General features: G+C 46.5%; 23 protein-coding genes and 1 riboswitch. Of the genes, 5 read left to right on the top strand and 18 right to left on the bottom strand.

Annotated elements, in window-relative coordinates; all coding sequences use genetic code 11:
- Positions 1 to 13: 13 nt before the first annotated feature.
- The 5 genes from purS to purE all read right to left on the bottom strand — a co-directional run bounded on the left by purS (position 14) and on the right by purE (position 4518).
- Positions 14 to 253, bottom strand: coding sequence for a phosphoribosylformylglycinamidine synthase subunit PurS (purS, locus tag LOZ80_RS34510; protein WP_079414612.1), 240 nt, complete (start codon positions 251 to 253; stop codon positions 14 to 16).
- Positions 254 to 617: 364 nt separating this feature from the next.
- The gene (locus LOZ80_RS34505) at positions 618 to 1517 is read right to left on the bottom strand and encodes a phosphoribosylaminoimidazolesuccinocarboxamide synthase (protein ID WP_238168745.1); all 900 of its coding nucleotides are present in this window, start codon (positions 1515 to 1517) and stop codon (positions 618 to 620) included.
- 24 nt (positions 1518 to 1541) lie between these two features.
- Entirely contained in the window at positions 1542 to 2837 is a 1296-nt protein-coding gene (gene purB / locus LOZ80_RS34500) for an adenylosuccinate lyase (protein WP_238168744.1), read from the bottom strand.
- A 26-nt stretch (positions 2838 to 2863) separates the two neighbouring features.
- Positions 2864 to 4036 (bottom strand): 5-(carboxyamino)imidazole ribonucleotide synthase, encoded by a 1173-nt coding sequence (gene purK, locus LOZ80_RS34495; RefSeq protein ID WP_238168743.1) that lies wholly within the window; start codon positions 4034 to 4036, stop codon positions 2864 to 2866.
- Positions 4033 to 4518, bottom strand: coding sequence for a 5-(carboxyamino)imidazole ribonucleotide mutase (purE, locus tag LOZ80_RS34490; RefSeq protein ID WP_079414608.1), 486 nt, complete (start codon positions 4516 to 4518; stop codon positions 4033 to 4035). The genes purK and purE overlap by 4 nt, the downstream gene beginning before the upstream one ends.
- A 179-nt stretch (positions 4519 to 4697) precedes the next feature.
- Positions 4698 to 4799, bottom strand: a riboswitch (purine riboswitch).
- Positions 4800 to 5110: 311 nt separating this feature from the next.
- Here purE and LOZ80_RS34485 point away from each other — a divergent pair.
- Positions 5111 to 6190, top strand: a complete 1080-nt coding sequence (locus tag LOZ80_RS34485) for a stalk domain-containing protein (protein ID WP_238168742.1) — start codon at positions 5111 to 5113, stop codon at positions 6188 to 6190.
- Between the two features lie 75 nt (positions 6191 to 6265).
- Here the strand turns inward: LOZ80_RS34485 and LOZ80_RS34480 are convergent, their stop codons facing one another.
- The 7 genes from LOZ80_RS34480 to LOZ80_RS34450 form a co-directional block, all read right to left on the bottom strand.
- Positions 6266 to 6538 carry a Fur family transcriptional regulator gene (locus LOZ80_RS34480; RefSeq protein WP_238168741.1) on the bottom strand — a complete coding sequence of 91 codons (273 nt, stop codon included), beginning with the start codon at positions 6536 to 6538 and terminating at the stop codon, positions 6266 to 6268.
- A 38-nt stretch (positions 6539 to 6576) separates the two neighbouring features.
- Positions 6577 to 8040: a catalase gene (locus LOZ80_RS34475; RefSeq protein ID WP_238168740.1), complete on the bottom strand. Its 1464-nt coding sequence runs from the start codon at positions 8038 to 8040 to the stop codon at positions 6577 to 6579.
- Between the two features lie 514 nt (positions 8041 to 8554).
- The gene (locus LOZ80_RS34470; RefSeq protein WP_238168739.1) at positions 8555 to 8971 is read right to left on the bottom strand and encodes an Rpn family recombination-promoting nuclease/putative transposase; all 417 of its coding nucleotides are present in this window, start codon (positions 8969 to 8971) and stop codon (positions 8555 to 8557) included.
- Positions 8972 to 9045: 74 nt separating this feature from the next.
- The gene (locus tag LOZ80_RS34465; RefSeq protein ID WP_238168738.1) at positions 9046 to 9939 is read right to left on the bottom strand and encodes an Rpn family recombination-promoting nuclease/putative transposase; all 894 of its coding nucleotides are present in this window, start codon (positions 9937 to 9939) and stop codon (positions 9046 to 9048) included.
- A 137-nt stretch (positions 9940 to 10076) separates the two neighbouring features.
- Positions 10077 to 10973 (bottom strand): polyprenyl synthetase family protein, encoded by an 897-nt coding sequence (locus LOZ80_RS34460; protein ID WP_238168737.1) that lies wholly within the window; start codon positions 10971 to 10973, stop codon positions 10077 to 10079.
- A 42-nt stretch (positions 10974 to 11015) separates the two neighbouring features.
- Positions 11016 to 11648 carry a response regulator transcription factor gene (locus LOZ80_RS34455; RefSeq protein ID WP_238168736.1) on the bottom strand — a complete coding sequence of 211 codons (633 nt, stop codon included), beginning with the start codon at positions 11646 to 11648 and terminating at the stop codon, positions 11016 to 11018.
- Positions 11645 to 13966, bottom strand: coding sequence for a sensor histidine kinase (locus tag LOZ80_RS34450; RefSeq protein WP_238168735.1), 2322 nt, complete (start codon positions 13964 to 13966; stop codon positions 11645 to 11647). The genes LOZ80_RS34455 and LOZ80_RS34450 overlap by 4 nt, the downstream gene beginning before the upstream one ends.
- 737 nt (positions 13967 to 14703) lie before the next feature.
- Between LOZ80_RS34450 and LOZ80_RS34445 the strand changes: the two genes are divergently transcribed.
- Positions 14704 to 15393, top strand: a complete 690-nt coding sequence (locus LOZ80_RS34445) for a response regulator transcription factor (RefSeq protein ID WP_238168734.1) — start codon at positions 14704 to 14706, stop codon at positions 15391 to 15393.
- Entirely contained in the window at positions 15383 to 16489 is a 1107-nt protein-coding gene (locus LOZ80_RS34440) for a sensor histidine kinase (RefSeq protein ID WP_238168733.1), read from the top strand. The genes LOZ80_RS34445 and LOZ80_RS34440 overlap by 11 nt, the downstream gene beginning before the upstream one ends.
- 4 nt (positions 16490 to 16493) lie before the next feature.
- On the opposite strand, the gene LOZ80_RS34435 is transcribed toward LOZ80_RS34440, so the two are convergent.
- Complete coding sequence (locus LOZ80_RS34435) at positions 16494 to 17939, bottom strand: alpha/beta hydrolase family protein (RefSeq protein ID WP_238168732.1); 1446 nt, start codon at positions 17937 to 17939, stop codon at positions 16494 to 16496.
- A 344-nt stretch (positions 17940 to 18283) separates the two neighbouring features.
- Here LOZ80_RS34435 and LOZ80_RS34430 point away from each other — a divergent pair, with 344 nt between their 5' ends.
- Both LOZ80_RS34430 and sda read left to right on the top strand, forming a co-directional pair.
- The gene (locus tag LOZ80_RS34430; protein ID WP_238168731.1) at positions 18284 to 18721 is read left to right on the top strand and encodes a hypothetical protein; all 438 of its coding nucleotides are present in this window, start codon (positions 18284 to 18286) and stop codon (positions 18719 to 18721) included.
- 25 nt (positions 18722 to 18746) lie between these two features.
- The gene (sda, locus tag LOZ80_RS34425; RefSeq protein WP_238168730.1) at positions 18747 to 18926 is read left to right on the top strand and encodes a sporulation histidine kinase inhibitor Sda; all 180 of its coding nucleotides are present in this window, start codon (positions 18747 to 18749) and stop codon (positions 18924 to 18926) included.
- A 63-nt stretch (positions 18927 to 18989) separates the two neighbouring features.
- On the opposite strand, the gene LOZ80_RS34420 is transcribed toward sda, so the two are convergent.
- The 5 genes from LOZ80_RS34420 to LOZ80_RS34400 are packed head-to-tail and all read right to left on the bottom strand — an operon-like array spanning position 18990 to position 24828.
- Positions 18990 to 19967 (bottom strand): aromatic ring-hydroxylating dioxygenase subunit alpha, encoded by a 978-nt coding sequence (locus LOZ80_RS34420; protein WP_238168729.1) that lies wholly within the window; start codon positions 19965 to 19967, stop codon positions 18990 to 18992.
- Positions 19968 to 19986: 19 nt separating this feature from the next.
- Positions 19987 to 21135 carry a BMP family ABC transporter substrate-binding protein gene (locus LOZ80_RS34415; protein ID WP_238168728.1) on the bottom strand — a complete coding sequence of 383 codons (1149 nt, stop codon included), beginning with the start codon at positions 21133 to 21135 and terminating at the stop codon, positions 19987 to 19989.
- 4 nt (positions 21136 to 21139) lie between these two features.
- The gene (locus LOZ80_RS34410; RefSeq protein ID WP_238168727.1) at positions 21140 to 21625 is read right to left on the bottom strand and encodes a (2Fe-2S)-binding protein; all 486 of its coding nucleotides are present in this window, start codon (positions 21623 to 21625) and stop codon (positions 21140 to 21142) included.
- Positions 21618 to 23930 (bottom strand): xanthine dehydrogenase subunit D, encoded by a 2313-nt coding sequence (gene pucD, locus LOZ80_RS34405; RefSeq protein WP_238168726.1) that lies wholly within the window; start codon positions 23928 to 23930, stop codon positions 21618 to 21620. The genes LOZ80_RS34410 and pucD overlap by 8 nt, the downstream gene beginning before the upstream one ends.
- Positions 23914 to 24828 (bottom strand): FAD binding domain-containing protein, encoded by a 915-nt coding sequence (locus LOZ80_RS34400; protein WP_238168725.1) that lies wholly within the window; start codon positions 24826 to 24828, stop codon positions 23914 to 23916. The genes pucD and LOZ80_RS34400 overlap by 17 nt, the downstream gene beginning before the upstream one ends.
- Positions 24829 to 24924: the final 96 nt, after the last annotated feature.

The raw sequence follows: 24924 nt of genomic DNA, 5'->3' as shown, positions 1-24924 counted from the left end.
CCTATTCGGTATGTTACGCCAACTCGTAGCGGTAGTCTTCGATAACCGTGTTCGCAAGCAACTTCTCGCACATAGCTTTCACGCGTGCTTCTGCTTCTGCTTTATCCGTTGTTCCCAGCTCAAGCTCCAAATATTTGCCAATGCGCACCTTGCCAACTTCCTCAAACCCCATCGAATGAAGCGCTCCTTGCACCGCAGTTCCTTGAACATCCAATACGTTCTGCTTGATCGTTACGTAGACCGTTGCTTTCATTTGTAATCTCTCCTTAGCGTTATTCGCCAGTTGATCTGGCAGCGGCATAGTTAGGAGCCCATTTAGAAGTCCCTAAGGGCTCTTATTTCTCATTTTTCTTCCACTTTTGATGAAATAGAAGCTTCTAGGGACTCTTATTCCTCTAAAAGGCAGCTATTTCATTGGTTTTCATGCAAATAAGAGGCTTTAAGGGCTCTTATTCTGTATTTATTGCTCAATTCCCTGAAAATAAGAGGCCCTAAAGGCTCTTATTCCCCATTCCGAGGCCGGGGGCACACACGAATGTGTGATCTTAGGACGAGCATCCGCTCAAACTAAAGCCCCGCTACATGTCAGCCCTGGCAATTAAGCCCCCTGCAATCCCCTACTCCGTCAAACGACGCAAAATCTCTTTATACCGATTGGACGTCTCTTCCACAACAGAAGCCGGAAGCTCGTCTGGCTCGCTGTTTTTGTCCCAGCCCGAACCCGCCAAGTACGTACGAACGGGCTCTTTGTCCATCGAATCAATCTCGATATCGAGCGCATAATTTTCTTGTGACCAATAACGGGAGGAATCCGGCGTGAAAATCTCATCAATAATAATAAGTTCACCGGCATAAATGCCGAATTCGAATTTGGTATCTGCTAAAATAATGCCTTTTTGCTCACAAATCGCATGCGCAAGCGTGTAAAGCATGATGCTTTTCTCTTGCAGCTCGTAAGTCAGGTTCTCACCGACCAACGCCGCCATTTGTTCCACGGAAATGTCTTCATCATGACCAACATCATTTTTCGCCGCAGGCGTGAAAATCGGATCTTCCAGCCGTTGATTCTTTCGCAGTCCTTCAGGCAGCTTGCGGCCATTAATCTCGCCGGTCTGAGCGTACTGTCTCCAGCCATTACCTGTGATGTAGCCGCGAACTACACACTCGATGGAGATGCGCTCTGCTTTTTTGGCGACAATAATTCGCTCCTTCAGAAGCTCTCGCGCCGCTGCGTCAGGAATGACAGCGTGAAGTTGTTCCACGTCCGTGTGGACGATATGGTTCTTCATATAACCGCTCGTCACGTTGAACCAGTATTTGCTCAGTGCATTCAGCACGTAGCCCTTGTCCGGAACATCCGGTTTCAACATATAGTCGAACGCCGAGATGCGGTCCGTTACGACGATCAAGAAGTTCTCTCCCAAATCATACAACTCGCGCACTTTGCCTTTGTGAACAAGCGGCGCTTTCACCAGCTCTACCGCTGAATCAAGGATTTTCGTGATCACAGCCAACATTCCCCTCTCCCCTCATTGCAAATGCTATTTCAAACCTAAACGGTCAAAGATCGTGTCAACGTGTTTCAAATGCCAGCTCGGATCGAAGCAGTCTGCGATTTCTGCCGGGCTTAAAGCCTCAGTAATAACGGAAGCACTCTCTACGATGTCGCGGAAAGAACGTTGTTCTTCCCAAGCTTGCATCGCTCTTGGTTGAACCGTATCGTACGCTTGCTCACGCGAAAAGCCTTTGTCGATCAGCTTCGTCATCACGCGGCCGGAGAAAGGAACATCATACGTGCTGCGCATGTTGCGTTTCATGTTCTCAGGGAACACCGTCAAGTTCTTGATGATGTTGCCTAGGCGGTTCAGCATGTAGTTGAGCAATTGCGTTGCATCCGGCAGGATAATACGCTCAACGGAGGAGTGCGAGATATCGCGCTCGTGCCACAGCGTCACGTTCTCATAAGCGGAAACCATATGTCCGCGAATCACGCGGGACAGGCCGGAGATGCTTTCGCAGCCGATCGGGTTGCGCTTGTGCGGCATCGCGGAGGAGCCTTTTTGACCCTTAGCGAATGGCTCTTCCACTTCACGGAACTCACTCTTCTGAAGCGCGCGAATTTCTGTTGCGAATTTATCCAAGGAAGTAGCAACCAAAGCCAGTGTTGCCATGTATTCCGCGTGACGATCACGCTGCAAAGTTTGCGTCGAGATCGGGGCAGCTTTCGTGCCCAATTTGTCACACACATATTGCTCAACGAATGGGTCGATGTTCGCGTAAGTACCGACAGCACCGGAGATTTTACCGAATTGTACGCCATCAGCGGCAAAACGGAAACGCTCCAGGTTACGCTTCATTTCCTCGTACCAAAGCGCCATTTTCAGACCAAAAGTCGTCGGCTCTGCATGCACCCCATGCGTTCTGCCCATCATCGCTGTATCTTTATGTTCAATCGCTTTATTGCGAAGGATTTCAATGAAATTCTGAATGTCTTTGTCCAAGATCTCGTTCGCTTGTCTCAACAAGTAGCCAAGTGCTGTATCAACAACGTCGGTCGATGTTAAACCGTAGTGAACCCATTTGCGCTCAGGCCCGAGCGTTTCGGACACGGCTCTTGTGAAGGCGATCACGTCATGACGCGTCTCTTGCTCGATTTCGTAAATGCGGTCGATGTTGAAGCTTGCGTTCTCGCGCAGCACCTTCACATCTTCCTTAGGAATGACGCCAAGCTCAGACCAAGCCTCGCAAGAAAGAATTTCAACTTCCAACCATGCTTGAAACTTGTTTTGTTCCGTCCAAATGTTCGCCATTTCCGGGCGCGTATAACGTTCGATCATTGTGCCGTTCCTCCAATAATTATCATTTACTTACTTTCCCAAATGCTCGTGCGTTCTATCCAAGTCAGTGCATGCTGCACGTTGCTTGCCAGGAGATTGATATGTCCCATCTTGCGTTTCTCTTTGGCTTCTTTCTTGCCATACAGATGAACCTTCGCGCTTACGCCTAAATCCTCATCTTCGAGAAAGCCTGGCTGGTCGATTACGCTTTGCAGCGGCTCGATATGTTCACCAAGCAGATTCACCATCACGACAGGGGTCAGAAGCTCTGTTGAACCCAGCGGCAGGTTGCATATCGCGCGAACATGCTGCTCGAACTGCGAAGTTCGGCACGCTTCCATCGTGTAATGACCGGAATTGTGCGGGCGTGGCGCCAGCTCATTCACATAAAGCTGACCATCCTTCGTTAAAAACAGCTCAACAGCAATCAATCCGATGACGCCAAGCGATTCGGCGATGCGAATGGCCAGCTGCTCTGCTTCCTGCTGCACTTCCGCTGGTATGCGAGCCGGTACGATGGATTGATGCAGGATGTTATGTACATGTATGTTTTCCGCTGCCGGGAAAGCTTTCACTTCCCCACGAGGACTTCTCGCTGCAATGACGGATAATTCTTTGTCAAAATGAATGAATTGTTCGAGTACCAGCTCGGTTTTGGCGCGGCTCAGTGTCTCGTAGGCTTCTTCGACTTCATCTAAAGAGCGAATGACCCATTGGCCTTTGCCGTCATAGCCGCCAGTAGCCGTCTTGAGCACGCAGGGTGTGCCGAAGCGAATAACTGCTTCATGGAGCGCCGCTGCGCTGTTGATTTCCGCATAAGGCGCAACAGGCACGCCAGCAGCTTCAATCGCTCTCTTTTCCCTCAGACGATGCTGGGTTGTATATAAAAGTTCGCTCCCTTGGGGAACATAGGATTCGTTCATCAAAATATTCGTGACGTGGGCATCGACGTTCTCGAATTCGTACGTGATCACATCCGAGCGCGCCGCCAGCTTCCTCGCGGCTTCGACATCGTCGAAGTTCGCCAGGATCTGCTCATCGGCGACTTGACCGCAAGGCGCGTCTTCCGTCGGGTCGAGCGTCACGAAGCGATACCCCATATTGCGGCCGGCCAAGGCCAGCATGCGGCCTAACTGCCCGCCACCCAGGACGCCGATCGTGCCGCCGGGCTTGATGATCTTGCCATCTGCTGCTGTCATAGCAGGTCACTGCTTTCGATCACCGTTTGCGCGATGCGCTCACGACGTGCTCTGACCTTCGCTTGCAGCTCCGGTTCGAAGGCGCCGAGGATTTGCGCTGCCAGTAAGCCTGCGTTCGTTGCGCCTGCATGGCCGATAGCCACCGTAGCAACCGGAATGCCGCCTGGCATTTGCACGATGGACAGCAAGGAATCCAGTCCGTTCAGCGTGGACGTCTTCACGGGAACACCAATAACCGGTAGCTCCGTTTTGGCTGCTACCATTCCTGGTAGATGCGCCGCCCCGCCTGCTCCGGCAATAATCACTTGGATCCCACGACCTGCTGCCGCGGCTGCATATTCAAACATCAAATCTGGCGTTCTGTGCGCAGAAACCACCTTTTTCTCGTATGGCACTCCGAGCTCTTCCAGCATGTCGCATGCGTGCTTCATCGTTTCCCAATCCGACTGGCTTCCCATTATGACACCAACACGTACCGTCATCTCAAACCCACTCTCATATAGTTAAGTCGTTTTGAAAGCTTGGCTTTCAAAACTTTCATTTCCAATAATTTCAAACCAGTCCACCTCTAAACCCAAAAAACGCCCAGAGCTAGAATACATGATTCTATCCGTGGACAGCAAAAGAACCGAATGCAAAAAGACCATCGTCTTCCTATGGTTCCCCTCATTCGCTTCCTCGTAGTCCAAAAATTCATGGTTTTTGGGTAGAAACTTTCAGGCCTTATCCCTGATTTTATACGAGTTGATTCGACATTTTCAATTAGTGCGGGTTCATTTCCCGCTTCCCTAGTTTACTACCAACTGACGTGCCATGTCAATTTCAAAAAGCGAACGTTTTTTAACTAATTCTTTCGTATAGTTCGTTTTTAGGCATTGTTTTCCCAATAAACACCGGTTTATATCTTCTTTTCCGTTTTCACTCCTCCTTACATGATCCATATACGCGAATAGATTCGCGGAAAGCGCGTTCAATTATTTTCGACAAATCCAAAAAAAATACTTCGAACCTTCTAAACAGGCGCATCGTCTAATTCATAAATCACTACATAAACGCCACAAAGGAGAGATATTAATGAAAAAGAATATGCCCGCATTACTGAAAATCACTTTGGCCACAGCCCTGCTAGTCGCTGCTAGTCCAGCCCTGCTACAGCAGGCAAGCGTTTATGCACAGACGGAGAGCAGCGATTTCGAGATTAAGCTTGCCCCTTTGAAGATCCAGATCGAAGATCAACTACTGGAAGTGCCAGGCGGCAAATCGGTAGACGGCGACACCTATGTCGGCCTTGCTTTTCTCAGTCAAAAGCTTGGCTTAACGACAGCCTGGGATGAGGCTACCAAAACAGTTACCGTCAGCGCCCCTAACAAGAAAATGAGCATGATGAATCAAAGCACCCAATACTCGATGAATGGTCGTGAATTTTTCAAACCGCTGCCGCCTGTCATCGTGGACGGAACCACCTACTTGCCACTGCGCTTGCTCCTTGAACAAATGGGTTACCAAATCGGATACAACGATCAAAACCATGTAGTTTCGATTACTAAAATTCAAGAAAACGAACTCACCTTGACGAACAAGTCCGATTCGAAAAAGATCACCGACAATCAGAATATTACGATAGATTACCCTCAAATTGAAGGTTGGGCCAATTCCGCGGCAAGCGCGAAAATTAACACATTCATTCAAAGCGAGATCGAGAAATATAAAGATGCCGCCAACAAAGAGCTAAGCAAAAGCGGCAACGAGTATCCCTATTCTATGGATGTTAATTATCAAATCACGTACAATCAGAAGCACAAACTTAGTCTCTACTTCGAAGTATATACATTTACAGGCGGCGCCCACGGGTTCACCACCCACGATGCTCATACGTTCGATCTGGATACAGGGAATGAGCTGAGCCTTCAGCAGGTGACGTCGACTAATACCAATTACAAGACTATCATCAATCAAGAGATCAAAAAGCAATTGAAAGAAAGACAATTGGAATCCGATCTACTCGAACCCTTCGAATCCATCCGTGACGATCAGGGCTTTTATTTGAAAGATGACACGGTTGTCGTATACTTTGGCCTGTACGAATACGTTCCTTATGTGATGGGCATTCTAGGATTCCCGATTCCATTGTCAGCTTTTGCAGCGGTAAAATAGAGATAATGAAAGCGCCCCAATCGACTACTCGAGGCTAGATCCTCTTTGTAGCGAGTGGGGCGCTTCTTTTTACCCTTATGAGCTTAAAGCAGCTTCATATCGTATGGAGCTTCCGATCACGGCGAGCTCTTTCACCAAACCAAGCTGTTTAAATACGTGCAGACTGCTGTTCACTGTCATCGCATTAATCGTCGGATATTTGACTATTAACGCTTCACAAATATCTTTCACCGTCGTATAGCTGCGTTGCGCGTACAGATACTCCAATAACGCATACCGCTGCGGGGTTAATGGAATGTTTTTGGAACGCATGCGCTGCAGCGCTTGTTCAAGATCATGATGGACCATTCTGGAAACCTCCTCTACGAGTTGCTGCTTTTTATAAGTTAGCGGTTCAAGTGCTGTAAATAGCCTGAAATATCTACGTTCAACCCTGCCGCAAGGTTTTCCCCGAGCTTCGCATCCGCCCGATAGAAATTGCAGATCGCCAGCAGCTTCGATTTCTCATGCACCGAGGACAGGTCACCGACTAAATTGGAAATGAAGTTCGCCTGCTCCTGCTCGCTGAAGCTGCGGAAGGTGTCGCCGGCTTGGGCGAAATCATTCGTTTTGGCAATCTTTTGCCGAGTTGCACTTCCGTGAAGAGGAGTGCTGCTGTCCCGATACTCGGGTGCTTCCTTAGGCTCATCCGCATGACGAGTTGGCTCATAGTTGATACTGCCGGCCTGCGGCTTCATTTGCATAGCGCCGTCCCGTTGGTTATTTTGCACAGTTGCGTAGGGACAGTTCACTGGAATTTGCAAGTAATTTGCGCCTAGACGGTGCCTTTGTGTGTCGGGATAGGAGAACAGCCGTCCTTGCAGCAATTTGTCTTCGGATGGTTCTATTCCGGCAACCAACACACTAGGTGCAAATGCCGCCTGCTCCACATCGGCAAAAAAGTTCTGCGGATTGCGGTTCAACGTCATCGTCCCTACCTTGTGCAGCGGAATCACATCTTCCGGCCAAACTTTCGTTGGGTCCAGCGGGTCGAAATCATAAACATCCAGATCCTCTGGCTGCAGCAATTGCACATGCAGATCCCATTTCGGGAAATCGCCGCGTGCGATGGCGTCATACAAGTCTCTCGTTGCGTGGCTGAAATCCTCCCCTTGAACAGCGGCGGCTTCTGCCTTGCTCAAATTGCGCACGCCTTGATGCGGCTTCCAGTGATATTTCACATACACGTAGTTGCCAACGGAGTTAATCCACTTGAAGGCGTGGACACCAAAGCCGTTCATCTCACGGTAGTTGGCGGGCGTACCATAATCCGAGAATACCCATGTCAGCATATGCGTAGATTCCGGTGTCAGTGACATGAAATCCCAATAGCGATCAGGCGTCTGAACGTTCGTGTCCGGCGCAGGCTTCAACGAATGAACCATATCTGGAAATTTCATCGCATCGCGGATAAAAAACACAGGCAAATTGTTGCCGACCAAATCATAATTGCCTTCTTCCGTATAAAACTTCACCGCAAAGCCACGCGGATCACGCGCTGTCTCTGGTGAGCTTTGACCGTGGATCACGGTCGAGAAGCGAACGAACACAGGCGTTTCTTTGCCCGCTTCGGCAAGAAAGCCAGCTTTCGTATAGCGTTTCATCGCATTTTCAACCGTAAATGTTCCAAACGCTCCCGCTCCACGCGCATGCACCACACGCTCCGGAATACGCTCCCGATCGAAATGTGCAATCTTCTCTAGAAGATGGTAATCCTCCAAAAGCGTAGGGCCATTCTGACCGGCTGTCCGTGAATTCTGATTATCGCCTACTGGTGCGCCTTGATTCGTCGTTAAGTGATTATGAGTCATTTGCATTCTCCTTTGTAGGTTGAATTTGTAATAATAATTTCTTATTTATAATTATTATAATATAGTATTCATTTTATTCTAAGTGATAATGATTGTCAATAACTAAACATGTACGAGAGGCTATCCGCGGCTCTTTGTTCCTTGTTAGCCACCCAATGACAAAATACTAGCCTGCGGCTAGGTCTTTAAGTCCATGCACCTTCGCAAGCCTCCTTACGAACCCAATAACCTTTATTCGACCAAAATCGCTCATTCTGAAAATCTAATGAATACCAGATGCGCTATTTCAAGAAATTGATAACAATTCGACCAATAAAGTACTCGATTACGCCAGTCCAGTTCATTAAATCTCAAAAGTAGCCATTTTCTCGTCTATAAGCATCTTACAGTTCATTAAATGCCACTCAAGACCGAAAACCTCCAAAGCAAAGAGTCCTGCGGTGGACGTCGACTAAATAGGGAGTCCCCCTTAAACCCATAAGACCGCCCTATTATGGGACGGTCTCTGGTGTGACTACTGCATCAATTCTTCTTTTAATCTTTGAACTTCATCTTTAGTTAAGCCCGTGGCCTCGATTACGTTAGCTGCGTCGATGCCTATACCGAGCAAGTTCTTAGCTATTTCGATTTTGCTCTTATGCATACCTTCTTGCATTCCCTCTTGCCTGCCTTCTTCCCTAGCCCCATCAATCATCGAGGCCTCATCATGCAGCGCTTTTTGCCGCATTTCATAAAGTCTTCGGGCCTCTTCATTCTGGCTCAGGAATTCAAGCGTATCCATCGCTTTTTGCAAAGCCGGTTCGTTCATCGAAATCTCCTCCCATACTTCTGGTTTGTCCACACCTTTTAAGAACAACAACCATTTGACCAATTTATCCGAGATCCTGACCTTCTGCTCTTCTAGTTTAGGAAGCTCCATGAAATGGATCATGGTCCGTCCGCCGTGAGCGCACGTACATCGAGTAAAGAAAAAACCGCCTTATTATGAGACGGTCTCTGGTGTGACTATTGCATCAATTCTTCTTTTAATCTTTGAACTTCATCTTTAGTTAAACCTGTTGCCTCGATTACCTTAGCTACGTCGATGCCTATACCGAGCAAGTTCTTAGCTATTTCGATTCTGCTCTTATGCATACCTTCTTCTATACCTTTTTGCATACCTTTTTGCATTCCCTCTTGCCTGCCTTCTTCCCTAGCCCCATCAAGCATCGAGGCCTCATCATGCAGCGCTTTTTGCCGCATTTCATAAAGTCTTCGGGCCTCTTCATTCTGGCTCAGGAATTCAAGCGTATCCATCGCTTTTTGCAAAGCCGGTTCGTTCATCGAAATCTCCTCCCATACTTCTGGTTTGTCCACACCTTTTAAGAACAACAACCATTTGACCAATTTATCCGAGATCCTGACCTTCTGCTCTTCTAGTTTGGGAAGCTCCATGAAATGGATTTCAATATGGTCGGTCAGTACGAGTCCCATATGATCTTCCCTCAAATGAAACAAATTATAATAACGGTCATTAGGAATAAACTTAAAGTTTAAAATGTTAATGGTAATCGTCTTTTTGAGCTCTTTATATTTTTGTCCTTCTTCTAGTTGGCTGGCATACATTTTGCTCCAATAATACAAAGTCCGCTTCTCAATGTCGTAGCGGTTAAACAATTGAATTTCAATATTCACTTGCTTCCCGTCTGCCGTGCGGGCATGTATGTCCAGAATGGACTGTTTATCGTGCAAAGCATTTTTATCAATGTAGGGATTCAGAATGTGAATGTCGGTCAATGGACGCGGTTCGCTTTCCCTTAACGTTACATTCAAAAAATCGAGCAGTACGTCTTTATTCTCTTCCACTCCGAAAATACGCTTGAATACAAAATCGACTTTCGGGTCAAGTCTATCGAACATAGCGTCAGCTCCATTCCTTTTCCTTACTATTATACCATGATCGATGGGGTTGAGACATCAGCGCATTCGCAGTTAACTCTATCTCATGTAAAAAAGCTCGCGTTACCATCCGGATTCAGGGATAGTAACATGAGCTTCTATTTGGGAAGGAAATCTCCATACGCAACTTCTCTAAATTTTTCTTTCCAAGGCTCGACCGCTTGCAGCTTTGCGTAAATCTCCTCCGCTTTCTGTAGACACACGGATTGCACCACACGCGAGTATTCCAAACAACCCGAGTCATGAATCATTTGAATGAAGGCTTCTTTGTCGTGAAGAAGAATATCTGCGGTAATTTTACCTGCGTAGTAATCTTTTAGTGAGTTAAAGGCTTCATCTTCGACCGAGAGCAGGTATAGAATGGGCAATGTTCGCTTTTTACAGTACAAATCATTCTTCACATCATATCGCACGAGATCTCGCATATCGTTCTGGATCTGATGGATGAGTCCTATGCAGTCCGCCAGCTCATGAAGCTGTTTAATCGTTTCCTCCGGACAGTCCAGTGATAAATACCCCATGAAACAAGCCAATCGGAATAGAGAGCCTGATTTTTCTTGCGTCATGATCAGATAGTCATCCACTGACACCGACGCGTTGATTATATCTTTGTGCTGCCCATTGATGGATCGCGCGATAATTCGAGTAATCTCTACGAGCACTCTCCCGTGGACCTGCAACTGTCCCAATTCACCAACCACGCCCATGAGCATTGCTAGAATGGCATTCAGCGTAGAGGCTCGGGGGGACTGCATCCATGGTTTGTCTGCTTGATCTTGATCCTGTAGATCGTCGACGATATCTGATATCAAAACAAATATTTCAGTTATTGCGGCAAATTTATAAATGTCAGGTGAAGCCCCCCCTAACATGAAATGCACACATAATGTGATACTTACCCACGTATCCTTATCCTTCTCTTTGTCCTTCATAAAGGTTTTAAATAATTCATTTAAATCCTCCACATAGACATAGTCATCCATCATATTACTCATGTGGCGGTTTACGTCCTGGTGCAATTTCTTTCCCCCTGGTGACTACGAGTAATATTTACTTTTTATAAACTTTTCAAGAGCTTCAGTTCTAGATTTCACACCTAATTTATCATAAATCTTTCGTAGATAGTTATCGACCGTTCTCTTACTCATAAAGATTTGGTCAGCAATTTGATCATGAGTAGCTCCTTTTACCAACATATTCATCATGAGGATCTCTTCTTCTACTAGCGCGAAGCTTTCCTGAACAGCTATTTCTGTTAATTGCATCTGATGAAAGAACGATAAAGGTAGCATCGTGTGCCCATCTAAAATACAGTTCACCATATTTTTTATCGTTCGCTCACTTGATTCCTTTGATAAAACGCCGCTTACTTTGATTTCAATCAATTTATTTAAGATCCCACTCAATTCGATTCCTGTGAAAATAACAACATGAATATTTGGATAGTTACGTTTAATTATAGTAGCAATCTCTATGCCGGATTGATCCGGTAACTGATAATCAAGAAAGACTAGTATAGGTTGATAGCGCTCCACATATTCCAGGCATTGCTTTCCATTTCCAACAACACCAATGACCTCAATGTGTTCGATTTGCTCCAATAATGCTTTGGTTGCTCGAGCAAACAAGGGATGATCATCGACAACAAGGGTTCTCACAATCTCACTCATGCAGAAATGACCTCCTCAATAGGAATTCTGATTTTAAATATCGTACCATTTCCCTGCTGTGTCAGAAAATCCATCTGCCCCCCCATATGCAGGATGCGGCTCCGTATCTGTTCAATCCCCATTCCTGATGCGCCAATCTCTCTCTGGGTTCCTTCTTTATCGCTAAAACCTACGCCGTTATCTTCATAGTTTAAATAAAACACTTGATTGCTTTCCATGATCTTAAACGTAACTTTAGTCGCTTGTGAATGCTTTTTTGCATTGTTTAGCAATTCTTGTACGATTCTAAAAATGTGCCTCTTCGTTGGCAAATCTTTACCTTCAATAAACTTGACTGCCATTGCCTCAAATATCAGTTCAAACGGTGCTGTGTAAGATTCCTTCTCAACATACATTTTGAGCGTTTTAATCAAACCCACTTCCTTCAATAAGTGAGGGTTTAATTCAAAACAACTTTGACGGAGACTCGCATTTATCATATCCACAAAATTATTCATATTCCTTAACTGCTCTTGATCTCCTTTAGGCATGGTAGAGTTTTCAGCCAGTGTGGATATTCTTCTTTTAAGAAAAAATAAATCTTGCATTGTAGTGTCATGTAAATCAGTCGCAATCCTTATACGTTCCTCCTCCTGTAGTTCAAACATGACCTTACGAAACCATTGAATATCATGCGCTGCAGCTTCATGAGGAAGTTGAGAAGCAAACTGTTGCAAATTGACTGTTAGTTTACGAATTAGATGTACATTTTCTAAGCTAACTTCTAGGTAAGATGTAATTAACTGCAACCACTGCTTCTCTTCTTTAGGCAGTAGCGTATTTGTCCTTTTGCGCGTCATAATGAGATAACTGGTATATGCCTCATGATAGTTCATTTCTATGCACGTATACATAGGGTTATCTAGTAGCGTTGATGTTTCAACGAGCTGCCGAACTTCTGAAATATCTATTTCGCCTTCATAAATAATTTCCGTATCATTCTTATAGCAAAATACGATAGCCCCACCCATCACTTGCAGAGTACTTACAATATCAACAAGTATGATTTCTTTTAACTCCCTGAAACTAGAAATCGTGCCTAGATTTCGCGCAATCTTTTTTAAAGCAGTTTGGAGTAAGTATTTTCTTGGGAATAGAAATGACTCCAGCCGCGTTGTCCAATACTCGGCCGCATACAAAACCATAGTTACTATGATCATTGACCCAACAAAAATAAACAAAATCTGTTTTTCATCAGCAATTTTTCTAAATAGAAAAACATATACGCCCGTAAATAGGCTAACAGGTAAAATTGCAAGCAGACCAGCAAACATAATACGCCTGATAACTTGACCAAAGTCATACAATTGATTGGAAGCAATTAAATAGGCAAAAGAAATAGGAAAAAATAATAAAATCCAACTTGTAAATATAGCGTTTAGAATACGTTGGCCTGTCAGTAATTGCGGTAGAAAGGAGAAACAAATAATAGGTAAAAAAGAAATTAACCAAGATAACCAAACACTTTTAATAATACTAGACATATAGGATTGTTGTTTTCGAACTTTGACATATTGAACAGTTAGTACATACATATTTATTAAAAAGCCGAAAATGAAGAAGCCTAGTGTAACTGATACATCATAATGATATAAGTTGTATGTTAAAGAAGGTAAAAAATAAAGACTTCTTAAACATAAAGTAAACACTACAATTGTATATAAATATTTCAACATCCATGTCGGTAAAGCTAAATTCCCTTTTTCCTTAAAAAACACAATCAAAAAATGCAAAAATACAATTGGCATTAGCATCATAAAACTAGTAATCAGTAGCTTACCAATAGCATCTCCTCTTATAGAAGCGCCTAGACCCATAAAAATAAAAGATGCACTTATAAACACGGCTGCCAACAATTTCGCCGATTTAGAATAGGACATTTTAATATAAAGTAAAATTGCCATAAACAAACATACGATTTCCTCTATTAATGGGAGTAAATCATAAAAAATATTACTTTTTGTGTTAACACTGATTTCGTACTCAATTCCATTTCTAGAAATAGATAGCATATCGGCTTGTTCAACAGTGTGCCACTTCTTTACTAACATGGATTCCTCGGCAGGCCTATCATCTACTTGTTGAACGATGTCTCCTAGCTTTAGGTCCAACTTTATACCAGCACCTTCAGTAGTTAGAGCATTTATTTTCCATTGTTTATCTTGTGTAGAATCAATTTCTATACCTAAATAGGGATAATAGAATATAAATGAAGAGCACCATATCTGCAAAAAACAAAATACAGAAATACAAAATCCGACAAAAATTTTTTTCTTCACTCTACAACCCCAATTCCTACTTATTTGCTATAATACTTATGGAATCTACTCATTCAAGAAAGGAATAACCCTATGCTAACTATTCAACTGAATCCTCAGTTACATGAAACTATTCATTTAATGAAACGTTCCACGTTAAAGAAAGTAGAAAATCTTGCAAATAATAATAAACTATCATCCAGAGAATCCTTAGCCATTGAAGGAACATTTTCAAATGTACAAGCTAGCCAGTTAGTCAGTGTTCAAGGTACGTGGGCATAACACTAGTCTTATTCTACCAAATAAAAAAGGATTGTATAACTAGTCTAAGGCTAATTATACAATCCTTTTTTACACATTAAAGTAGATACCACGACTATACTGATTAAATAAGAAATCTTCTAATGAATACAGTCAATTTCTAATGCCGCTGCCCCTTCAACATCTCAATCTCCAACTCAGACAAACCAGTCATTCGAACAATCAGCGAAACAGCGATGCCTTCACCAAGCATATTCCTTGCCACTTCGAGTTGGCTGAATCTGTATATGGAAAATTTTTAAGCTATGGAGCCCACATCCATTCCCTCCGCAACGCACCCAAGTTTTGAACAAGCTCATCTAAGGACGCCGAAAGGCGTCAAGTCATCGGATTCGCAACTTTAGATATTCTTTAGATTTTCCCCCACTAATTCTTCATATATTTTTGTTATGTTGAGAGCAAAGACTGATTTTTGGCAGATTATCAGGAGGTTACAGATGAATAAGATCACCATCTTGGTTGTGGATGATGACTCCGAAATTAGGGATTTTATACACATCTTCTTGTGCAATGAAGGATATCATGTGCTTGAAGCGGAAAATGGCTTGAAGGCATTGGAGATTGTCCAAACAACACCCGTGCAATTGATCATTCTGGATGTGATGATGCCCCATTTGGATGGGATCAGGGCTTGCCTGAAAATCAGAGAAACCTCAAAAATCCCTATTATCATGCTGTCCGCCAAGGAAGAAGAAATGGATAAAATAACCGGGCTAACTACCGGAGCGGATGATTACGTTACTAAGCCGTTCAGTCTTCTGGAATTGGTGGCCCGGGTCAAAGCGCAGCTGCGCCGGCAAAGCTATTCCGCCAAGGACCACGAGGATGATGTCATTTCAGTAGGGGACTTAATCATTGACAAGGCCAGGCACCAGGTTACCGTAAAAGGAAAGGAAGTATCCCTGACACCTCTTGAATTTTCCATACTTGAACTGATGGCAAGCCATCGCGGATATGTGTTCAGTGTGGATCAAATTTACGAACGGGTTTGGAAGGAAACCTCCAGCGTCTCGGACAATACGGTTGTGGTTCATGTCCGAAATCTTCGGGAGAAAATTGAGGAGAACCCACGGGAGCCACGGTACGTCAAGACGGTCTGGGGGGTGGGATATAAAATTGAAAAATAAAGTGTTTTCCCTGATTTCTGGAAAGAACAGTATTCGTGTGCGCATGTTTTGGTCGTTTATCCTTAGCCTAATCATTGCGCTCAACATATCGTCATTTGTCAACGAATCTTTGTTAAGCAGTCTTCTTACTAATCGCCATTTCCCTTATTTATCAAACATTCTCTATGTCGTTTTATCTATCGTTGCGTTTGTCTTCATGTTTATTTTGAGCTTTTCCCTTATGACTCGGCGTATCGTACAATATCTGCTTAACCTGACCGAAGGACTTGATTTTATCGCCAGAGGAAATCTGCACTATCGCGTCCCACTCTCAAGGCAGGACGAGCTGGGCAGGGTTGCCGAAAACATTAACGCAATGGCTGAAAAGCTGGAACGCCAAATCGAAAAGGAACGTCAAATCGAAAAGTCCAAAATGGACTTGATTACAGGCGTATCCCATGATCTGCGAACCCCCCTTACCAGCATCATCGGATACCTAGAGCTGTTGAAAAAGAGAGTCTATCACAATGAGCAGGAACAGGAACGTTTCGTTGACAACACCTACAACAAAGCTATGCAGCTGAAGCATCTCATTGATGACTTATTTGAGTACACACGTCTCACAACCAGTGACGCCAAGCTTGAAATGGGCGAGTTCGATGTACGGGAACTGCTCACACAAATTCTGGCCGAATTTCAACCCTTCGCGAAAGAACTTGGGGTCACTGTGGAGACGTTTTTGGAATCCAAAGCTATACCGATACCCATGGATCCAGGAAAAATAAGGAGAGCCATCGACAACCTGTTGATGAATGCTTTGAAGTTCTCAGTGAAACCGGGAATTGTTCGCGTGACATTGGATGCACGTGTTCCTTTTGTTGCCATCCAAATCGAAAATGAAGGAGCTTCGATATCGAAGGAACAGGAGGAGCTATTATTTGAGCGGTTTTATAAAGCAGATCACTCGCGAGCGTCCCATGCCATCCAAATCGGTTCAGGATTGGGGTTATCCATTGCCAAAAATATCATCGAACGGCACGGCGGCACCTTAAGCCTGGTTCATTCATTGGGACATTATGCTTTCATCATTGAACTTCCTGTATCAACTCTCGCCTAAACGCTTATTTGTTCACCTTAAAATTCACCTCCGGGTATTTGACGGCCAATGCTTGCAGCACAGAAGCGTCCTTTCCTTTTAAATACGTATCGAAAAAGGCAACACTGAATTCGTTCACGATGCGGTAATCCCGCTGCGGGTCTGCGCCCCTCAAGCCTAGCAGAGGAGAGAATAACGCAAGATCGGAGTAGCTTGCATGTTTGGAGCCCGGAATAAGGATCGATAACCCTCCGCCCGCCAAAGCATTGCCCGATTTTTGTACATATTCTTTCCTGGGGGCTTCAAACGCTTCGCGGCTTACCCCACCCAGCTGTTTAGCCACATCATCGTAAGAGGTCATCACCTTGTTGTACGTCTCCTCTGAATACATCATCAAAAATGGTTTTCCAAATCCTTTTTCAGAAACAGGTGAACCATAAAATCCGCCGTCCATACTTAGGGCAGCCTTCACACGCGAATCTTTCTGCAACATTTGCACCGTAACGGCTCCCCCGAACGAATGTCCGAGCATGCCGATTCGTTCCAGATCAAGTTTGCCGGTAAAACGGCCTGCAGAATCATTCTGATTCAGCTTCTCTACTTGATTCAGCACAAAGGCAGCATCGTTGGTCCAAAGCGGTATATGCTCTTCGTACTGGGCATTGGAACTCAGGGTACGGCTGATTTTGCTCAGGGCTACCCTACCGTCAGGATACACCGAGGCAGCAGCTTCATAGGCATAATCGATGCCCAGAACGATGTAGCCGTAGCTTGCAAGTTCTTCCATCTGGTACATATTTTGATTGCGAAACCCGTTCATTCCATGGGAAAAAACCAAAACCGGATAACGGCCTTCCGAATCCGAAAGCTTGGCTTCCAACAAAGAATGCGTTTTGATCAGCCCCAGGTGGCTTAGCGTAAAAGCTGGAAGGTCCAACATTTTTGATGATATGGCTGCCGTCATCTGCGATGCGTTCTGGAGATAAGGGCTCACTTCTTCCCTGCCTCCTTCTATAGCAGGGTACCAGACCTGCACCATCAACTCGCGTAGGTCGGCAGGGTTCTCCGAATAAGTTTCCCGCCGCTGTTCATCTTTCCAGTGATAAACCGTCGTTCCGACCGCATAAGGCCCCGTCGGTTTCGCAAACGAGAATACCGGCAGCATTGCAGGCGGTGCAACCGAGACCAACAAATATACGGTCAATAGCACCGTTTGAACCGTGACCGCAAGCCGGCTTCTGCCGCCCTCCTTCCGCTTGCCTAAGAAGAAATAACCCGTCAAAAGGAGCGGCGTCAAGTAAGCCGGAATCATCTCCCACCGTCCACCTTCCCCGCAAACCTGCACAATAACTAAACCGAAGGCGATCCCCAAAGGGATGAACAATCCCCGGTTTCCTTTCTTATTCGTGATTACCGCCCAGTACAACAGGCTAAAATTGATCATAATCAAGCCTATTTCCCAAATCCTCATGCCCATCTTCCTCCCACTGCCATTCCTATGAACTAGTTCCAGCTTACAAAAAAGTTATAAAGACGAAGCAGGGAATATAATAAAATTTTTATGAAGAAACAGTGATGCCTTCATCCAGCATATTCCTTGCCACTTCGAATTTACCTTCTGCCTTACCTTCCCCCATTTGCAAACAAACGCAAATAAAACTTGCCTACTTTGCATCATCACGCAAAAAATTTACATGCATCACACTCATTATTGTGATGATTCCAAATCGAGTTAACATTATGATAATTAGTATAAATATGGAAATTATCAATCCGGTTTATCATCTATGGTATGAACAGAAAGGAGTTCCGGGTATGAAAGATAAAGTCATGAGTCGTTGGAATACCTACGATCCCTTCTACATCCAACTAGCAGATAAAAAAATTGTGGATATCGTCATCACACATCATGCACATAGCCGCTGGTGTACACGTATTGGCAATGAAGACACCAAGCTCGAAGAGATTTGCTCTTTCCTATGGGAAAAGCTCAAAAGCGGCAATATTGCTTCGTACTATCGGAATGAGGAAGAAGTTTATGTCATCGACGATGACTTATTGATGGTTGTACAGTTTTCGGTCGACGAAGCTGAGAAAGATTTGCTTGGCAATCCACTACATAAAATGATCGTCATCACATTTCTCGGGCGTATGTCCGAAACGATGGAATTGCGTGATTTAAAAACGTATTATTCATGGCTGCGCCATTCCAGAAGAATGACGCTGCTTAAAAATAGCAGAAAACGAAAATAATTCCCCGAAATGTAAGAGGTTCAGAATGAAATCACTGAGTAGCCAAGGGCTGATTGACGCTTATTTTAGTTCCATAGATCTGCAACTAGAAAAAGAGTTTATACAGCTCCTGCTTCTCGAACTCAAACATCGAAATATTCATGTAGACTGTTTATCTAACATTACATTTGGAGCTAACAGCCCTTTAGATGGAGCGAATGAATAAAGACGCTGCTCACGCATGGACGAGGAATAATTTCTTCTTCGTCCATACGCGGCAGCGTCTTTTTTAGGCTGTGCCGAAGGTGACGCCAAGTTCTCGAAGCCGTTTGCGGTAAGCAATACTCAATCGGTCAGTGTTCAAATGCAGTTCCGCCTGCAAATCTAGCGGCAGCAGTTCGGGCTTCTGGTTTTCTACCATGATGCGATCCTGCTCAATGAGCATATCCTGGAATTTGACGAAAACCTCGTCCGCTTCCTCATATGCGTAGTTGCGCTGCTTCAACATGAATGCCTTGCTCTCTTGCTCCGTCACCGGCAGCACCATCAGGAACAGTCGGAAGAGATGATCCGAACCCTGTTCTCTTTTGGTGAAAGCTACGCAGAGCGGACTGAAAACTTCATAGACATAACGGCTATGTAAGCCTCGCCCCGTTCCATCCGAATCGGGTTGATACACGATGATTTCTTCGGATGTGAGCACCCCATTTTCCTCTTGAACCTGATAGTCGTTAATCTCCGCATAGGCGCTGTCTCCCAGATGACCTTCATGCACGAACATGAGATGGGAGACATCGAGGAAATTCTCGATAATGCGCGGCCCCGCCGCTTGCAAGGTATAGGGACCCATCAGCACTTCTTTGAAGCCCGCAGGAATATAATTGCTTACTTGGGGCAATGGACTCAGCGGCACGCCTAAGCAAACCCAGATGAATCCGTGTGCTTCAACACATTCGTAGACGATCGCTTTGGCCCTCACGGGAATGGCCCGGTCAGCAGGCAAAGATGGAATTCGTGTGCAGGCACCACAGCCATTATAGGACCAACCATGATAAGCACAGACAAGTTCATCTTCCTTCACTTTGCCGAGCGATAGCGGCACGCCCCGATGAATGCATAAATCTTTGAAGGCGTGGACGCCTTGCGAGGTGCGGAAGACGGCCACTTTTTCACCCAAAATAATGACAGGGATGGGATCTTCACGAAGTGCTGACGACAACAACACGGGATGCCATTCATTACGCAAAGCCTTATCTTGTATCGTCATCGACACAGCCTCCTATTCCTTATTTAGGGATAACGCCTTTAATGCCTTTCACGAACCACGTTGTGCCTAAAATCTCTTCATCCGTCATCTTTTTCCCTTGCTCATAACGCACTTTACCATCTTGATCCACAATCGGCCCTTGGAACACGTCGAAAGTGCCTGCCAAAATATCCTGCTTCTTCTTCTCAACTAGTGCTTTGACATCGGCGGGGACATTTTTACCCAGAGGAGCAATATCGGTAATGCCGTCTTTCATGCTGCCGAAATAAGCTTCTGATTTCCACGCACCATCCATGATACTTTTCACGGTTTGGACGTAATAGGGGCCCCAATTCCATTTTGGATTGGAAATGTACGTTTCTGGCGCAAATCTGCTCATATCGGAATCATTGCCAATTCCCCACACTTTGCGTTCAGCGGCCGCTTGAATACTTGCAGGCGAATCTTGGTAAGCCGCCAAGACATCAACGCCTTTATCGAGCAAAGAAATCGCAGCTTGCTTCTCAGTTGCCGGGTCAAACCAGGTATTGCTCCAAACAACGGAAACATCGATATCGGGATTCACGCTTTGAGCGCCCAATGTGAAGGCGTTGATCGTATAAATAACTTCCGGAATCGGGAAGGCTCCAACATAACCCAGATGATTGTTTTTAGTCATTTTACCGGCCGCCATACCTACGAGGTAAGCACTTTGATATTCACGGCCCATGTAGGTCCCCAAATTCGGCAGTGTTTTGTAACCAGTGGAGTGCAAGAATTTCACGTTCGGGTGTTTTTGAGCCACGCTTACCATCGAATCCATGTAGCCAAAGGAGGTGCCGAAAATGATATCATTTTTCTGTGCCAACTCTTCAAATACACGCTCTGCATCCGGGCCTTCGGGGATATTTTCAACCGTAGTAGCTTTAATACCGAGCTCTTTCTCCAGCATCATACGCCCTTGGTCGTGCTCGTACGTCCAGCCTCCATCACCTGGTACACCAATATAGACGAAGGCGACTTTCGGCAGTTTTTTCTCAGCTTGCGGTGTAGCTGTAGTGGCCGTTGTAGCTGCCGGGGAACTGCTAGGTGCTGTCGTGGAACTCGTTTCCGTCGTTTTTGCGGAGCAAGCGCTTAGAATCACTAGGAAGATTGCAGTTAGAGCAAACATCATTTTTTTCGGCATCATAGCTTTACCCCTCTCTTTTTATCGACAACCCACATCTTTCTACTGCTCTGAAAATACCTTCATACCCCGTGCACCGGCATATATTTCCGCACAATGCTTGTTCCGCTTCTGCCCTTGTTGGGGCAGGATTGATTTCCCATAGAGCCGTTAGCGTCACGACCATGCCAGCGGTACAATAACCGCACTGCAGTCCCCCCTCCTCGAGCATTGCTTGTTGAACAGGATGCAGGTCTTCCCCTGCGGATATCCCCTCAATGGTGGTGACCTCCCTGCCGGCCGCTTGATAGGCCATTAGCAAACAAGAGTTCACAGGCTTGCCATCCAGCAGGACCATGCAGGCGCCGCATCTGCCAATTTCACATGACACTTTGGTCCCTGTTAAAAGGAGGTCATCACGCAAAATGTCCGACATCCGCTTGGATGCAGGTACGGGTATCGCTACTGCTTTCCCGTTAATGGCACATTTCAGCACATAGGTTGTATTAATCAATGGCCTCCACCCTTTCTAACCAATCGATGGACTGCACGATGTCTTCTGGTGATAGAGGCAACCGACTCACCCAAATACCGGTCGCTTGCCGTACGGCTGCGGTGATCGCTGGAGCCAGCCCGACAGAACCGATTTCTCCAACTCCGCGAGGGCCAAATGTATCCCCTACGGGCAATTCCTCAATCGCTTCCACTCGGATTATATGTGGACTATCCTTGAACGTTGGAACCAAATACGTATCCAAATTATGTCGTAAATAGGCACTCTCTTTCATGACGGCGTCCTCTGTCAGCGTAAAGCCGAGAGCCATCCCGCTGCCGCCTTCGATCTGTCCAAGGAAGCCCATAGGATTAATAACAGGACCTGCTGCAATGACGTGATCGGTTTGTATCACCTTCACCCGGCCTGTCAGCATGTTCACTTCCACCTCTACGGCAACTGCTGCGTAAGAGTAAAGGTAGTGCGCCCCGACCAGCCCTTCGGGCGTCGTCGGGTAATCGAATTCCGTATGCGCAAGGATCGGCTTGGCTGCCGCTTCGGCAGCCTCCGCCAACTGCGCATACGTCACCACCGGCGTGCCCGCTTCATCGCCTATGCGATGAATGCCGCCTGCGCCGGTGGCCAGCTCTGCGGCTGCGATGCCCGCCCATTCAGACGCCAGCTGCAGCAGCGTATGGACGAAGGGCGGCCTCAGCCGCTGCAGGGCGCGCCACATCATCGTGGTGGCGCGCGAAGCCGTGCTGGACCCGCTGCTCGGCACGCGGTCCGTGTCCCCGATGACAATGACAATGTCATCGGTGGCGCAGCCAAAGACGTCCTGCAGCATCAACGTCAGTGCTGCGTAAAGCCCTTGACCGAACTCCTCGAAGCCGAAGGAGGCTTGGATCTTGCCCTCCGGCGTGAGCTCGAGGCGGCCGCCGGAATGATCCGGGATGCCGAGGCCGAGGCCGGCGCCATGCATCACCATCGCTGCGCCGATGCCTCGGCGCGTCCACGGATCTTGGGACTCGCTGGGCGGAGACTGCCCCGATCCGGGCTGGAGCTTTGCCCGCTTCGCCCACAGCGCCGATTCCATCATCTTGCTCCACACCTGGCTCGCACCCTCAGTTTGCACGATCTTCTGCCCCATCGGGCCTGGATCGCCAGGAGCGCGCAGGTTTAGCTTGCGCAGCTCCCAAGCATCCATGCCGAGCTTCTCGGCCAACCGCTCGATCTGGCTCTCCACGGCAAAAATCACCTGATTGCCGCCAAACCCCCGAAACTCACCGGATACCCCATTATTCGTATAAACACTAGTCCCTTCTACATCAATATTCGGAATCGTGTAAGGCCCAATCGCATGCTCGGTAGCAAAGTTTAGGACTTCACATCCCAAAGTAGCGTAAGCCCCCGTATCCGCAAGGATACGAACTTGGTGTGCGACCATATGCCCCGCTTCATCGACGCCTGTTTTCATGCGAATCCGCATGGGATGGCGTTTGATCCCGGCAATAACGGATTCCTTGCGTGAATTATGCATTTTGATCGGAGAACCTGTTTGTAAAGCTAACAACGCTCCAAAAGGCTGAACATTAAGCTCATCCTTGCCCCCAAAAGAGCCTCCGATCGGACTCGATATCACTCGAATCTGTTCCTCAGCCATAGCAAGTATACGCGCTAATTGCATGCGATCTTTGTAGCCATGCTGCGTTGGCGAGTACACCGTTAACCGGCCATCCGCTTCTGGGATGAACAACCCGCCCTCCGTTTCCATGTAAGTGTGCATTTGACGAGGCGTATGGTACGTTTCTTCAACGATATGCGCACACCCTGCGAATGACATTTCCCCCTGCTGAAGGCTAGTTCGATGCAAGAGGTTTCCCTCGGGGTGCAGCTTCATCACACCCTCATCCAGCGCTGTTTCCGGATCATCCACAACCGGCAGCGGCTCGTAGACAACCTCAATTAAACTAAGCGCATACTCAGCTAGTTCTTCCGTATCCGCAGCGACTGCTGCCAAAGCGTCGCCGATATAGCGCACACGGTCATGACATAATACAGGCTGATGCGGAAAGGCAATGCCGAACAAATTCATGCCAGGAACATCCTTTGCCGTCACCACAGCACGCACGCCAGGCAGCTGCCTTGCTTTCGTCGTATCTATAGAAAGAATCCAGGCATGCGGGTAACGACTTCGAAGTACTTTCCCATAGAGCATGCCTGGCGCAGTCAAATCTGTTAAATAGCGCAGCTTGCCCGTAACCTTCTCTTCGCCGTCAGGTCGAATAATCCACTTTTTCGCATAGGTTTCACGATTTAGGAGCATTCGCCCCGCCCCCTTTTCGCCAAACTTTATAGCATTCCGAAACGATTAAATTGGCTGCTGTCTGCTTGCGATAAGCCACTCCGGCATAATCATCGGGTACAGCCTGAAAGCCCTCCGACACGCCTGTATGCAGCGATTGCAATAGGTCCTTCGATAGCGGCCGACCGATTGCAGCAGTTTCCAAATCCACGAATCTAGCCGGCACAGCGCTCCCCCCGCCTGCGGCTAATGCAAGGCTTTGGATGGTCTGATCCGGTGCCAAGCTCAACCTCCCGGCCACGGTTACAACAGATGGCGTGAAAGCCTCTCGACGTCCTACTTTTAAATAAAACTCGAACGTGCGCTCTGCATCCTCAATATCTATGTTTGGTACCTTGATCCCTGTCATCACCTCAGAAATAGCTTGCGCTGGAACGTCCAGCCACTTCGCCAGCGGTAGTGTGTACTCAGCAGTCCCATTCGAGCAAACCACCTGCGCATCCATGACGAGCAGTGCTGTGATTAGATCACCTGTTCGAGTAACCACATTCCCGCCAATGGAAGCTAGGTTCCGCACCGACGGTGCTGCGATCTCGGCGCAAGCTTTGACTAGAAGCGCACATTTCATCTGCATAAGCTCACTATCCATTAAATCAGCCAAACGAAGCGATGGACCTATATGAATTTGCCCCCCGGCATCCATTGCCAAACCGGAAAGAGCCTGAATATGTGCAAGACTAATTAAATGCTGCGGCAGCGGTGAAACGCCGTTCTCCCAACGCGTGCGGAGCCAAGTGCCTCCCGATATGAGCACCGCTTTGTCTCCCCATTTGTGCTTGAGATGCATAGCTTCCTCCACGCTTGTAGGCTGCCACACGGAAGGCTGCTGTTCCGGCACCTGGTATAAAGGAACTGACATGAACACCCCTCCTTTATCATTGCTATGAAATTGTTTCATTCATGCTATCTGATTTGATTGCGACTGGCTGCAATCCGCTATTTGGCTGCTCACAAA

Origin of the sequence: Paenibacillus sp. HWE-109, from assembly GCF_022163125.1 — a bacterium.
Taxonomy (GTDB): Bacteria; Bacillota; Bacilli; order Paenibacillales; family NBRC-103111; genus Paenibacillus_E.
Note: the sequence above shows the minus strand (reverse complement) of the source record. Positions and strands in the feature narration are given on the sequence as shown.